Source organism: Citrobacter sp. On2M, assembly GCF_018035235.1.
In the GTDB taxonomy this organism is placed as follows: domain Bacteria; phylum Pseudomonadota; class Gammaproteobacteria; order Enterobacterales; family Enterobacteriaceae; genus Citrobacter; species Citrobacter meridianamericanus.
On sequence record NZ_WPCV01000001.1, the window covers coordinates 208,751 to 222,785 of the forward strand.

A 14,035-nucleotide genomic window follows, 5' to 3' on the forward strand; every position below is an offset into this window, starting at 1 on the left:
TGATGTCGAATTTATGATCACCATCACGAAGGAAATTTAACGGGCGGTAGAGCCGCGAACGATCAGTTCGCCGGAGAAGACCTGTTCCTGAATGGCAGCAGAGCCGCCATCGATCCGGCGTACAACCTGCTCAACGGCGGTGTAGCCAATCTGCCATGTGGGTTGTTTCAACGTGGTAATACCAACGCCCGCCAGTTCGGCCCATTCCAGTTCGTCAAAACCGAGTAGACCGATATCGCTGCCCCAGTTAAGGCCAATGCGCTTCAGGGCGCGGGCAACCTGCAGCGTGAGGGCGCCGTTGGCTGAGATAACGGCTTTGCGCATTCCCCGATGCTGCTGGTGAAACTGGCGCAGTGTGTCATCCAGTTGTGTATTGTCCGTTAGTAGGACTTCGGCATTTTGCGCGATAACGCCGGGGTACTGTGCGAGGGTGGCGCGAAAAGCGCTCAGGCGCTCGCGGCGGGTATTCACCATGCCCAGCGGTTCGCTGAGGAACAAAATGGCTTCAAAACCTTGCTCAACCAGATGTTCCGTGGCAACCGTTGCCGCCTGGGTGTTATCCAGCCCGACCATATCACAGGCGAAATCCGGAATTTTGCGATCAATCAGCACCATTGGCAGAGCAGACTGCTGCAGGCGGTTTAGCCCTTCTTCGCGCATCCCTACGGCGTTGACCACAATCCCTTCGACCTGGTAACTGCGCAGCAGGTCGAGATAATGCAACTCCTGATCCACTTCGTTGTTGGTGTTGCACACCAGTGGAGTAAAGCCTTTATCGCGACAGGCGGCTTCAATACCGCTTAGCACGTTGACGGAGTAGGGATTAGTAATATCGGCGATGATCAGGCCAATCAGACGGGTACGACCGTGTTTAAGGCCTCTTGCCATCAGGCTGGGACGATAATCGAGATCGGCAATAGCTTGTTCAATGCGGGCCAATAGCGCGTCGGAAAGCAGGTGCTTTTCACCGTTGAGATAGCGTGAAATGCTGGTCTTGCCGGTTTTTGCGGCTTTCGCCACATCGCTGATGGTTGCCCTTGTTGATTTGCTCATCGCTGATTTCCCTGACTTTGGTGTGAACACCTTAACGCGAAAATCAACGATGGCAAGTGCTACATGCCGGATTGGGCACTGCCAGTATCCGGCACAAAACGTTACTGGAGAGGGCTTAAGGTAATCTCTACGCGACGGTTCTGCGCTTTACCTTCCGCCGTGCTGTTGCTGGCGATCGGATTTGACGGACCCATACCCTGAGTGCGGATACGGTTAGCTGCAACTCCTTGAGTGATCAGGGCGCTGGCCACGGAGTCCGCGCGTTGCTGCGACAGACGCATATTCAGATCCTGGCTGCCAGTGCTGTCGGTGAAGCCCAGCACGTTGACGGCGGTTTTATTGTACTCTTTCAGTACCATTGCCACGCCGGTCAGGGTGTTGGCACCAGCAGGTTTCAGGTTGGCGCTGCTGCTGTCGAAGGTGACGTTATTCGGCATATTCAGAATGATGTTATCGCCACTACGCGTCACGCTGACGCCCGTTCCCTGCATTTTGTCGCGCAGTTTGGCTTCCTGCACGTCCATGTAATAACCGACACCGCCGCCAACGGCCGCACCCGCCGCCGCGCCAATTAGTGCGCCTTTGCCGCGATCTTTCTTCGAAGAAGAGAGTGCGCCAATGCCCGCGCCGACCAGAGAACCAATACCCGCGCCAATGCCGGATTTACCCGCTTCACGTTCGCCGGTGTAAGGGTTTGTTGTGCAGCCAGAAACCGCCAGGGCGCCGCTCACGATGGCAGCAATAACAAAAACACGTTTCTTCATCTTAATTCCTTAATGACTTTTTCTTCTTTGCCACAGCGACCGTGGCGGTTGATTATGACGTGTGAACATGAAGAAAATTCCAGGGAAGACTCTGAAATTTGTAAGTAACATTGAACGGCATAATAAATAAGCCGTTACATCGCATTCAGGAGCGCCATCTTGGCTAATTCACCCGCACATTACTCGGTGTTAACCGCCGCCCACTGGGGACCTGTTCTCGTCGAAACCGATGGAGAGACGGTTTTCTCCTCGCGTGGCGCGCTGCCCACTTCCCATCCCAACTCTTTGCAAACCGTGGTGCATAACCAGGTGCACAGTAAAACGCGGGTACGTTTTCCAATGGTGCGTAAAGGCTTTCTCGCCTCGCCGGAGGACCCGCAGGGCGTGCGCGGGCAGGATGAATTTGTTCGCATCAGTTGGGACGAGGCACTGAATCTTATCCATACGCAGCATAAACGTATCCGTGACAGCTACGGCCCGGCCTCGATTTTTGCCGGTTCCTATGGCTGGCGCTCTAACGGCGTGTTACACAAAGCGGCAACTCTGCTACAGCGTTATATGGCGCTGGCAGGCGGTTATACCGGGCATCTGGGGGATTATTCGACGGGGGCTGCGCAGGCCATCATGCCTTACGTGGTGGGCGGTAACGAAGTTTACCAGCAGCAAACCAGCTGGCCTGTGGTATTGGAGAACAGCGAGGTGGTGGTGTTATGGAGCGCTAATCCGCTGAATACCCTGAAGATCGCCTGGAATGCCTCCGACGAACAGGGTCTTACTTACTTTGAGGCTTTGCGCGACAGCGGCAAACGTTTGATCTGTATCGATCCGATGCGATCGGAAAGCGTCGAATTCTTTGGCGATAAGATGGAATGGGTTGCCCCGCATATGGGGACCGACGTGGCGCTGATGTTGGGCATCGCGCATACGCTGGTGGAAAACGATTGGCACGATGTCGATTTTCTCGCCCGGTGTACGACGGGATATGACCTTTTCTCGGATTATCTACTGGGTAAATCTGACGATGTTGCGAAAACGGCGGAGTGGGCGGCTAAAATTTGTGGTGTTCCGGCAGCAAAAATACGTGAACTCGCGGCGATATTTCATCAAAATACTACCATGCTGATGGCGGGATGGGGCATGCAGCGTCAGCAGTATGGCGAGCAGAAACACTGGATGATCGTTACCCTGGCCGCCATGCTTGGGCAGATTGGGACGCCAGGCGGTGGTTTTGGTCTATCGTACCATTTTGCCAACGGCGGGAACCCGACGCGCCGTGCTGCGGTGCTGGCTTCAATGCTGGGCAGCGTTAAAGGCGGCACCGATGCAGTGGATAAAATCCCGGTGGCGCGGATAGTCGAAGCGCTGGAAAACCCGGGTGGTTTTTACCAACATAACGGTATGGATCGCCATTTCCCGGATATCCGGATGCTGTGGTGGGCGGGCGGTGCCAACTTCACGCATCATCAGGATACCAACCGTCTGATTCGCGCCTGGCAAAAACCGGAGCTGGTGGTTATCTCGGAATGTTTCTGGACCGCCGCAGCGAAGCATGCCGATATCGTGCTGCCAGCGACCACCTCTTTTGAGCGCAATGATTTGACCATGACTGGCGATTACAGCAACCAGCACCTGGTGCCGATGAAGCAGGTCGTCCCGCCGCAGTATGAAGCGCGAAATGATTATGATGTTTTTGCCGAACTGAGTGAACGCTGGGAAGAGGGCGGTTATGAGCGATTCACCGAAGGCAAAAGCGAGCTGGAATGGCTGGAGACGTTTTACAATATTGCCGGGCAGCGTGGGGCCAGCCAGCAGGTGACGTTGCCGCCATTCTCCTTGTTTTGGCAGCAAAATGCGCTGATTGAAATGCCGGAAAACGCCACCAGCGCGCAGTTTATCCGTTTCGCGGATTTTCGCCGCGACCCGCAGGCGCATCCGCTGAAAACGGACAGCGGCAAAATTGAAATCTACTCCGCGAAGATTGCCGGTTACGGCTATGCGGATTGTGCGGGCCACCCGATGTGGCTGGAGCCGGATGAATGGTTCGGTAACGCCGAGCCGGATCAGTTACAGCTGCTTTCCGCGCATCCGGCGCACCGTTTGCACAGCCAGCTTAACTACAGCGCGTTGCGTGAGCAGTATGCAGTAGCGGATCGTGAGCCGGTAACGATTCATCCGCAGGATGCCAACGCGCGCGGCATTGCGGATGGCGACACGGTCAGGGTGTGGAATCAACGTGGACACGTTCTGGCGGGGGCCGTGGTGACGGAAGGCATCAAACCTGGCGTCATCTGTATTCATGAAGGTGCCTGGCCTGATTTGGAGCCGACAGCTGACGGTATTTGTAAAAATGGCGCCGTCAACGTGCTGACCAAAGATCTCCCCAGCTCGAAGCTGGGGAATGGCTGCGCGGGCAACACTGCGCTGGTGTGGCTCGAAAAATACAGCGGACCGAACCTGGCGCTTACTGCGTTTGATCCGCCTGCCAGCCCATAATCCACGTAGGATGGTGAGTCTCCTCCTGCCATGCGCCGTCTTCAATGCGAAAACCGAGCGCATGGTAGAAGTTCACCGCTGACTGATTCTTCTGGTACACCTCGAGGCTGAGTAACGAAAAGCGCTGCTGCACATGGTGTACCAGCGCTTTGCCGATCCCGCTTCTGATGGCGGTAGGTGCGACAAACAGGGCGCCGAGGAAGCGGTCGTCAATGACGCTGACAAAACCTTTGAGCGCACCTTCTTCTTCCCACACCCAGGTTTGTGCGGCGGGCAGGTAAACATCCCGCACGATGGATTCACTTTCGCGCCAGTAACGTTCTTCGATAAACGGATGAGCATGGATCGTGCTTTCCATCCACAGCGCCAGAATTGACGGTAGATCATCAGCCTTTGATTCACGAATCATGTTGTTCTCCCGGGTAACAGATGCAGCTGGTGACATGGTCGTTGACCAGTCCGCACGCCTGCATAAAGGAGTAACAGATGGTGGTGCCGACAAACTTAAACCCCCGTTTTTTTAACGCCTTAGATAGCGCATCTGACGCAGGCGTTGAGGTGGGAATATCGCTCAGGTTGGCGGCGCGGGTCACTTGCGGTTGGTGATCAACAAATGACCAGACGAACTCGCTAAATGACTCCCCGTCTTGCGTCATCGTTTGGTAAGCGCGCGCGTTGCCAATAATGGCCTGAATTTTTCCGCGATGGCGAATTATGCCGGCATCCAGTACCAGCCTTTCCACGTCCTCTTCAGTCATGGCCGCCACTTTTTCCGGGTCAAAATGGTGAAAGGCGTGGCGATAGTTTTCCCGTTTCTTCAGTACGGTAATCCACGATAGCCCTGCCTGTTGGCCTTCGAGGCAGATCATTTCGAACAGCTTTTTGCCATCGGTTTCCGGGACGCCCCATTCCTTGTCGTGGTAGGCAATGTAAAGTGGATCCTGACTGACCCATCCGCAACGCTGCATATTCTTCCTCGCTGTTTTTACTGGCGTAAAAATTTCATTCGGCCCGCCTTGACGCGCCAGCTAAAAAGACAATATTTAATATAAGGCCTTCAGGCCCAAATACTTCACACAATGACAATAATATCGCCGAATTCGGCTCTTTTCTGGAGTCGCGTTGATGCTTATAAGAAACAGTAGTGGTCGTCAGAGGTTAACTCTGGCGAGCGTTGTAGTTTGTGCGCTGTCCATCAATACAGCATATGGCTGGCAACAAGAATATATCGTTGATGCAATGTCAGGACATACGGCTGAACGTTATACATGGGACAGCGATCACCAACCGCGTTATAACGATATTTTGGAAGAACGTATTCGCTCCACTCAAAACGTGGCGGGTCCCGTGGTGAATCTGGTCGATGATACGCCAATGGATGCAACCAGCGGCATGAGTATGGGCTGGAACTTCCCGCTCTCAAGGCAAGTTACGACCGGTCCGGTTGCGGCACTGCATTATGACGGTTCGACCACCTCTACTTATAATGAATTTGGCGATAGTGCGACGTCGGTAACGCAGACCGATCCGCTGTGGCATGCCAGCGTCAGCACGTTAGGCTGGCGCGTCAATTCGCAGTTCGGCGATGTGCGACCGTGGGCGCAAATCAGCTATAACCAGCAGTTTGGCGAAAATATCTGGAAAGCGCAGTCGGGCCTCAGCCGCATGACGGCGGTGGGTCAGGACGGTAACTGGGTGGATGTTACTGTGGGTGCGGATATGCTGTTGAACCCGCACATGGCGGCTTACGCGGCGCTCTCGCAGGCGGAAAATAGTGCCAACAACAGCGACTATATGTACACCATGGGAGTAAGCGCCAAATTTTAACGCGAAAAAATCATCAAATAAACATCTTGATTACATGTTGATATCAACAATTATACGCATCTCAGCGATAGTGTGTACTAACTCATGCGATAAAATTCAGTAACCGGACTTTTTGTCTCGTCATTCATTCCGCATTCCAGGCAGTTCATTCCATCCTGGCGGCATTTCATGCCATTTTCCCCTGGCTATAAAAGCGCTTCGGTATGGTTGTTGGCAGAGAATTTCCCATTTTGTTTATGCAGGAAGACTGCCATGAAAACTACTGATTATCAGCGTACCCGCTGGCTGACACTGATCGGCACCATCATTACTCAATTTGCCTTAGGTTCTGTTTATACCTGGAGCCTGTTTAACGGTGCGCTCTCTTCTAAGCTTGATGCGCCAGTGAGCCAGGTAGCATTTTCCTTTGGTTTGCTGAGCCTTGGGCTGGCGATTTCCTCTTCCGTCGCCGGGAAGTTGCAGGAACGTTTTGGCGTGAAGCGCGTCACCATGGCGTCCGGTATTTTACTCGGCGTTGGCTTCTTCTTAACCGCCCATTCTGACAGCCTGATTATGCTGTGGTTGAGCGCCGGCGTGCTGGTTGGTCTGGCGGATGGTGCGGGCTATCTGTTAACACTTTCCAACTGCGTAAAATGGTTCCCGGAGCGTAAGGGACTGATTTCTGCGTTCGCCATCGGTTCTTATGGCCTTGGCAGCCTCGGTTTTAAATTTATCGACAGCCAACTTTTGAGCACCGTGGGTCTGGAAAAAACTTTCATGATTTGGGGCGCGATTGTGCTGGTGATGATCGTCTTTGGCTCCACGCTGATGAAAGATGCGCCGAATCAGGAAGTGAAGGCCAAAAATGGCGTAATGGAGAACGACTACACGTTGGCGCAGTCCATGCGTAAACCGCAGTACTGGATGCTGGCCGTGATGTTTCTGACGGCGTGTATGAGCGGGCTGTACGTAATTGGCGTGGCAAAAGATATCGCACAAAGTCTGGCACATATGGATGTGGCAACGGCGGCAAACGCGGTGACCGTGATTTCTATCGCTAACCTGTCTGGTCGTCTGGTTCTGGGTATTCTGTCCGATAAAATCTCCCGTATTCGCGTTATCACTATTGGTCAGGTCGTTTCGCTGGTGGGTATGGCCGCACTGCTGTTCGCGCCGCTGAATGACATAACCTTCTTTACCGCAATTGCCTGTGTTGCCTTCAACTTTGGTGGCACTATCACCGTGTTCCCATCACTGGTCAGCGAGTTCTTCGGGTTGAATAACCTGGCGAAAAACTACGGTGTTATCTACCTTGGTTTTGGTATCGGCAGTATTTGTGGCTCGATTATCGCTTCGCTGTTTGGCGGTTTCTATGTCACCTTCTGCGTTATCTTTGCGCTGTTAATCATCTCGCTGGCGCTTTCTACCACTATTCGTCAGCCGCAGCGTAGCGTCTATACCGAGGCACACGCCTGAATCTATTAGTGGTTTGATTAATACCCGGCGCATATATTTACAAAAATATATGCGCCCTTTGCATTCTCTATAAGCACTTTTCTTCCCTCCTGTGGTCTACTTACCTGCGCTGTAGAATTTTCTTATTATCTGCACTTGTCGCACTTTTCCCCTGTAGGGTCTGACAGGCCTTTACACAGGGTGTTTTTATCCCTTGTTCCAGGGTTTGTTTGCATGAGATATATCAAATCGATGACGCAGCAGAAGCTGAGTTTCTTGCTCGCGATCTATATCGGTCTCTTTATGAATTGCGCTGTGTTTTTCCGCCGCTTTAGCGGATATGCGCACGAGTTTACCGTCTGGAAAGGACTTTCTGCGGTTGTTGAATTAGCAGGCACTGTGCTGGTGACCTTCTTTTTACTCCGTATTCTCTCTTTATTTGGCCGACGAGTCTGGCGTGTACTGGCAACGTTTGTGGTGCTCTGTTCTGCCGGTGCCAGCTATTACATGACCTTCCTGAACGTGGTCATTGGCTACGGTATTATTGCCTCGGTTATGACTACCGATATTGATTTATCAAAAGAAGTTGTCGGCTGGCATTTTATCGCGTGGCTGGTTTCAGTCAGTATTATCCCATTGGTGCTGATTTGGAGTAACCGCTGTCGTTATACCCTGATGAGGCAGATTCGTACGCCAGGCATGAGATGGCGTAGCGTGGCGGCGGTTTTATTGGCTGGCCTGATGGTGTGGGTGCCCATTCGTCTGCTCAGCATGCAACAGAAAAGCGTTGAGCGTGAAACAGGCATTGATTTACCCAGCTACGGTGGGGTCGTTGCGAACTCCTATTTGCCGTCTAACTGGCTCTCTGCGCTGGGTTTGTACGCCTGGGCACAGGTGGATGAATCTTCAGACAACAAATCGTTGATGAACCCGGCGAAGAAGTTTACGTATGTTGCGCCCAAAAACCTCGACGACACTTATGTGGTCTTTATTATCGGCGAAACGACTCGCTGGGATCATATGGGGATTTTTGGTTATGAACGAAATACCACGCCAAGGCTCGCCCAGGAGAAAAATCTGGCCGCATTCCGTGGATACTCTTGTGACACTGCGACCAAACTTTCGCTGCGCTGTATGTTTGTGCGCGAAGGTGGGGCGGAAGAAAACCCTCAGCGTACTCTGAAAGAACAAAACGTCTTTTCCGTGCTCGGTCAGTTAGGGTTCAAGACAGACCTCTACGCAATGCAAAGTGAGATGTGGTTCTACAGCAATACCATGGCGGAGAACATCGCCTACCGTGAGCAGATTGGCGCTGAGCCGCGTAACCGTGGCAAAAACGTTGACGATATGCTGCTGATTAATGAGATGCAGCAATCTTTACAGAAGACTGATGATGGTGAAAAGCGTCTGATTATTCTGCACACCAAAGGCTCGCACTTTAACTACACCCAGCGTTACACCCGTGAATATGCACAGTGGAAGCCGGAGTGTGTCAACGTAGATAGTGGCTGCTCGAAAGAGGAGATGATTAACTCATTTGATAACTCGGTAACCTACGTTGATCACTTTATTACTCAGGTGTTTGATCAGCTGCGCGATAAGAAAGCGGTCGTGTTCTACGCCGCCGATCACGGCGAGTCGATTAATGAACGGGAGCACCTGCACGGTACACCGCGTAAAATGGCGCCGCCAGAGCAGTTCCGCGTTCCTATGATGGTGTGGATGTCAGACAAATATCTGGAAGACCCTGACCATGCGAAGGCGTTTGCGCACCTGAAGCAAGAAGCTGAGATGAAGGTGCCGCGTCGTCATGTGGAACTGTACGATACCGTTCTGGGTTGCCTCGGTTATACCTCGCCAAATGGCGGTATTAACGAGAATAACAACTGGTGCCGTATCCCGGATGGGGAGAAAGCAGCGGCCCAGTAACAGGCCTGCTGACTTTCTCGCCGATCGAATGGCATTTTGTTACTAAGGGATTGACGGGCGCGCGGCTGAGCAGTAAGATGCGCCCCGCATTCGGTGATTGGCGCAGCCTGGTAGCGCACTTCGTTCGGGACGAAGGGGTCGGAGGTTCGAATCCTCTATCACCGACCAAATTTGAAACCCTGCTCAACGAGCAGGGTTTTTTGCTTTATAGCCCGAGAGGATGAGAACCTCCGGGGGAAGAAGTACCGCTCTCACCGACCTAAATTGACCTTCCTTTTATCTGTAAAAATTGTGCACCACTTCCCACTGACTGTTAACGATTCTGTGACATATTCCATTGCCTTTTTTTATGTTTGCATGAAACTTTTTTTGCGCTACTTATGGCTGACGCTGGCATTTTCCGCTGTGCGTTTTAACGTTCATGGCATTAATCGCTCAGATATGCAGCATTCATTGGGAAAATTTGAATAAATTGCATAAATGTTAATCACTAAATGTTGAGAAGTATGAAGATGTTTATTCTGGCATAGTGCGCGTAGCACAAATTTCCCTGCTGAAAATACCCGCTTGCACTTTTTTTAATCTTTGTCTGCCAATTCTCACCGTTGGTGCAAATCGCGGCTACCTGTATTGACGTTTTCACATTCTGTTGACAGATTGTAGGGCATGAGGGGCATTTCATGGAGAATCCGCACTGCAACTCAGTCGCTTATGTGAACGGAATCCCCATCCTCTTAACGCTGACCCGGCCGGGTAAAAAACAAAAAAGGCCAGGCGGTGCAAACCCACTGCAAAGGGTAAAACAACAAACATCACATTTGGAGCAGAAGAATGAGTATTTCCTTGAAGAAGTCAGGGATGCTGAAGCTTGGTCTGAGCCTGGTGGCTATGACCGTCGCAGCAAGCGTACAGGCTAAAACTCTGGTTTATTGTTCAGAAGGATCTCCTGAAGGCTTTAACCCACAGCTTTTCACCTCTGGTACCACCTATGATGCCAGCTCCGTGCCGATCTATAATCGCCTGGTCGAGTTCAAAACCGGTACAACTGAAGTGGTCCCGGGCCTTGCTGAGAAGTGGGAAATCAGCGAAGACGGTAAAACCTATACCTTCCACCTGCGTCAGGGCGTGAAGTGGCAGGACAACAAAGATTTTAAACCGACGCGCGATTTAAACGCTGATGACGTGGTGTTCTCTTTCGATCGTCAGAAAAATGCCCAGAACCCGTACCACAAAGTGTCTGGCGGCAGCTATGAATACTTCGAAGGGATGGGGCTGCCAGACCTGATCTCCGAAGTGAAAAAAGTGGATGATAAAACGGTTCAGTTCGTGCTGACTCGCCCGGAAGCACCATTCCTGGCTGACCTGGCTATGGACTTCGCTTCTATTCTTTCCAAAGAATATGCAGACAACATGCTGAAAGCCGGTTCCCCGGAGAAAGTGGATCTGAACCCAATCGGTACCGGTCCGTTCCAGCTGCAGCAGTACCAGAAAGACTCCCGTATTCTGTATAAAGCATTCGAAGGTTACTGGGGCACTAAGCCTAAAATCGACCGTCTGGTCTTCTCCATTACGCCTGACGCTTCCGTGCGTTACGCAAAACTGCAGAAGAACGAGTGCCAGGTAATGCCGTACCCGAACCCGGCTGACATCGCGCGCATGAAGCAGGATAAAAATATCAACCTGATGGAGCAGGCTGGTCTGAACGTTGGCTACCTCTCTTTCAACACCGAGAAGAAACCGTTTGATGACGTGAAAGTCCGCCAGGCGCTGACCTACGCGGTTAACAAAGAAGCGATCATTAAAGCGGTTTATCAGGGCGCTGGCGTCGCCGCGAAGAACCTGATCCCGCCGACCATGTGGGGCTATAACGACGACGTTAAGGACTACACCTACGATCCTGAGAAAGCCAAAGCGCTGTTGAAGGAAGCCGGTCAGGACAAAGGCTTTACCGTTGAACTGTGGGCGATGCCGGTACAGCGTCCTTACAACCCGAACGCGCGCCGTATGGCGGAAATGGTTCAGGCTGACTGGGCGAAAATTGGCGTTCAGGCCAAGATTGTGACCTATGAGTGGGGCGAGTACCTGAAACGCGCCAAAGCGGGTGAGCATCAGGCCGTGATGATGGGCTGGACCGGTGACAACGGGGATCCGGACAACTTCTTCGCCACCCTGTTCAGCTGTGCGGCAGCGAAAGACGGTTCTAACTATTCTCGCTGGTGCTACAAGCCGTTTGAAGACCTGATCCAACCGGCGCGAGCGACCGACGATCACAACAAACGTATTGAACTGTACAAGCAAGCTCAGGTTGTTATGCACGATCAGGCCCCGGCTCTGATTGTTGCTCACTCCACCGTGTATGAACCAGTGCGTAAAGAAGTAAAAGGCTATGTGGTTGATCCATTAGGCAAACACCACTTCGAAAACGTCTCTGTCGAATAATTAAAAGCAAGCCAGGCAGCGCTACGGACCGTTAAGTCGGGTCACCGTAGCGCCACCTGACAGTAATGCTTTATCTCCCTCTCGTTGGAGGGGGAGATAAGATTTGTGAGCAATACAGACTCACGGTTCCAGGCCGTGCGTCATTAGAGAGAATCCGGGTTATGTTGCAGTTCATTCTCCGACGTTTGGGACTCGTCATCCCCACGTTTATCGGTATCACTCTTCTCACCTTTGCCTTTGTCCATATGATCCCCGGCGATCCGGTAATGATCATGGCGGGTGAACGTGGAATCTCCCCTGAGCGTCATGCTCAACTGCTGGCTGAACTCGGTCTGGACAAACCGATGTGGCAACAGTACCTCCACTATATCTGGGGGGTTATGCATGGTGATTTAGGTATTTCGCTGAAAAGCCGCTTACCGGTGTGGGAAGAGTTCGTACCTCGCTTCAAAGCGACGCTGGAACTCGGCGTCTGCGCGATGATTTTCGCCGTCGCAGTAGGTATTCCGGTGGGTGTTCTCGCTGCCGTCAAGCGCGGCTCCATTTTCGATCATACTGCCGTTGGCCTTGCGCTGACCGGTTACTCCATGCCGATCTTCTGGTGGGGCATGATGCTGATCATGCTGGTTTCCGTACAGTGGAACCTGACGCCGGTTTCCGGTCGGGTGAGCGACATGGTGTTCCTTGATGATTCCAACCCCCTGACCGGTTTTATGCTGATCGACACCGCTATCTGGGGTGAACAGGGCAACTTCATCGATGCGCTGGCGCATATGGTCCTGCCGGCAATGGTACTGGGCACTATACCTTTGGCGGTCATTGTGCGTATGACCCGTTCATCGATGCTGGAAGTGCTGGGTGAGGATTACATTCGTACCGCGCGCGCCAAGGGCCTGACCCGAATGCGCGTCATCATCATTCATGCTCTGCGCAACGCCATGCTGCCCGTTGTGACCGTTATCGGCCTGCAGGTCGGTACATTGCTGGCCGGGGCGATCCTGACTGAGACCATTTTCTCGTGGCCGGGTCTGGGGCGCTGGCTGATCGATGCGCTGCAACGCCGCGATTATCCGGTAGTGCAGGGCGGGGTATTACTGGTCGCGACGATGATTATCCTCGTCAACCTACTGGTAGACCTGCTGTACGGCGTGGTGAACCCGCGTATTCGGCATAAGAAGTAAGGGGCCATCATGTCACAGGTTACTGAAAATAAAGTTATTGCTGCACCGGTGCCCATGACCCCGCTGCAGGAGTTCTGGCACTATTTTAAACGCAACAAAGGCGCGGTTGTTGGGCTGGTGTATGTGGTGGTGATGATCCTGATTGCGGTCTTTGCCAACGTCCTCGCGCCGTACAACCCGGCCGACCAGTTCCGCGATACGCTGCTGGCTCCGCCTGCATGGCAGGAAGGCGGTTCCATGGCGCATCTGTTTGGTACTGATGATGTGGGCCGCGATGTGCTGTCCCGCCTGATGTACGGTGCGCGTCTGTCGCTGCTGGTTGGCTGTCTGGTGGTGGTGCTCTCCCTGCTGATGGGCGTGGTTCTCGGGCTTATCGCCGGTTATTTTGGCGGGATTGTCGATAACGTCATCATGCGTGTGGTTGATATTATGCTGGCGCTGCCGAGCCTGTTACTGGCGCTGGTGCTGGTGGCGGTATTTGGTCCCTCGATTGGCAATGCCGCGCTGGCGCTGACGTTCGTGGCATTGCCGCACTATGTGCGTCTGACGCGCGCTGCCGTACTGGTGGAGGTTAACCGCGACTATGTCACCGCATCCCGCGTGGCGGGAGCCGGTGCGATGCGCCAGATGTTCGTCAACATTCTTCCTAACTGTCTTGCGCCGCTGATTGTTCAGGCGTCGCTTGGCTTCTCGAACGCCATTCTCGATATGGCTGCCCTCGGCTTCCTGGGGATGGGCGCACAGCCGCCGACGCCGGAGTGGGGCACCATGCTCTCTGACGTGCTGCAGTTCGCTCAAAGTGCCTGGTGGGTCGTGACCTTCCCGGGGCTGGCGATCCTGCTGACGGTACTGGCATTTAACCTGATGGGTGACGGTCTGCGTGACGCGCTCGATCCCAAACTGAAGCAGTAAGAG

The 14,035-nt window shown here is 53.0% G+C and carries 12 protein-coding genes and 1 tRNA gene; 9 read left to right on the top strand and 4 right to left on the bottom strand.

The features are described 5' to 3' along the window. Positions 1–36: 36 nt before the first annotated feature. Positions 37–1,053 carry a LacI family DNA-binding transcriptional regulator gene (locus On2M_RS00955; RefSeq protein ID WP_210904164.1) on the bottom strand — a complete coding sequence of 339 codons (1,017 nt, stop codon included), beginning with the start codon at positions 1,051–1,053 and terminating at the stop codon, positions 37–39. A 101-nt stretch (positions 1,054–1,154) separates the two neighbouring features. After that, complete coding sequence (locus On2M_RS00960; protein ID WP_151216934.1) at positions 1,155–1,817, bottom strand: OmpA family lipoprotein; 663 nt, start codon at positions 1,815–1,817, stop codon at positions 1,155–1,157. Positions 1,818–1,976: 159 nt separating this feature from the next. On the opposite strand from On2M_RS00960, the gene On2M_RS00965 reads away from it, so the two are divergent. After that, positions 1,977–4,310 carry a molybdopterin guanine dinucleotide-containing S/N-oxide reductase gene (locus On2M_RS00965; protein ID WP_210904166.1) on the top strand — a complete coding sequence of 778 codons (2,334 nt, stop codon included), beginning with the start codon at positions 1,977–1,979 and terminating at the stop codon, positions 4,308–4,310. On the opposite strand, the gene On2M_RS00970 is transcribed toward On2M_RS00965, so the two are convergent. Continuing rightward, complete coding sequence (locus On2M_RS00970) at positions 4,279–4,719, bottom strand: N-acetyltransferase (protein WP_151216932.1); 441 nt, start codon at positions 4,717–4,719, stop codon at positions 4,279–4,281. The genes On2M_RS00965 and On2M_RS00970 overlap by 32 nt on opposite strands. Continuing rightward, a complete protein-coding gene (gene tag / locus On2M_RS00975; RefSeq protein ID WP_151216931.1) occupies positions 4,709–5,278 on the bottom strand; it encodes a DNA-3-methyladenine glycosylase I in 570 nt (189 codons plus the stop codon). Before tag ends, On2M_RS00970 begins: the two co-directional genes overlap by 11 nt. 157 nt (positions 5,279–5,435) lie before the next feature. Here tag and On2M_RS00980 point away from each other — a divergent pair, with 157 nt between their 5' ends. The 8 genes from On2M_RS00980 (at position 5,436) to dppC (ending at position 14,032) form a co-directional block, all read left to right on the top strand. Next, a complete protein-coding gene (locus On2M_RS00980; RefSeq protein ID WP_151223981.1) occupies positions 5,436–6,137 on the top strand; it encodes an autotransporter outer membrane beta-barrel domain-containing protein in 702 nt (233 codons plus the stop codon). 252 nt (positions 6,138–6,389) lie between these two features. After that, on the top strand, positions 6,390–7,592 hold the full coding sequence (locus tag On2M_RS00985) for an MFS transporter (RefSeq protein WP_210904168.1): 1,203 nt from the start codon (positions 6,390–6,392) through the stop codon (positions 7,590–7,592). A gap of 213 nt (positions 7,593–7,805) precedes the next feature. Next, positions 7,806–9,500, top strand: a complete 1,695-nt coding sequence (eptB, locus tag On2M_RS00990; protein ID WP_151216928.1) for a kdo(2)-lipid A phosphoethanolamine 7''-transferase — start codon at positions 7,806–7,808, stop codon at positions 9,498–9,500. 91 nt (positions 9,501–9,591) lie between these two features. Beyond that, positions 9,592–9,668: transfer RNA gene (locus On2M_RS00995), tRNA-Pro, on the top strand. A gap of 512 nt (positions 9,669–10,180) precedes the next feature. After that, a complete protein-coding gene (locus On2M_RS01000) occupies positions 10,181–10,417 on the top strand; it encodes a hypothetical protein (RefSeq protein ID WP_127674029.1) in 237 nt (78 codons plus the stop codon). After that, positions 10,332–11,939, top strand: a complete 1,608-nt coding sequence (gene dppA, locus On2M_RS01005) for a dipeptide ABC transporter periplasmic-binding protein DppA (RefSeq protein ID WP_151216927.1) — start codon at positions 10,332–10,334, stop codon at positions 11,937–11,939. The genes On2M_RS01000 and dppA overlap by 86 nt, the downstream gene beginning before the upstream one ends. 161 nt (positions 11,940–12,100) lie before the next feature. Beyond that, the gene (dppB, locus tag On2M_RS01010; protein ID WP_151216926.1) at positions 12,101–13,120 is read left to right on the top strand and encodes a dipeptide ABC transporter permease DppB; all 1,020 of its coding nucleotides are present in this window, start codon (positions 12,101–12,103) and stop codon (positions 13,118–13,120) included. Between the two features lie 9 nt (positions 13,121–13,129). Beyond that, positions 13,130–14,032 (top strand): dipeptide ABC transporter permease DppC, encoded by a 903-nt coding sequence (gene dppC, locus On2M_RS01015; protein ID WP_003837734.1) that lies wholly within the window; start codon positions 13,130–13,132, stop codon positions 14,030–14,032. Positions 14,033–14,035 lie beyond the last annotated feature (3 nt).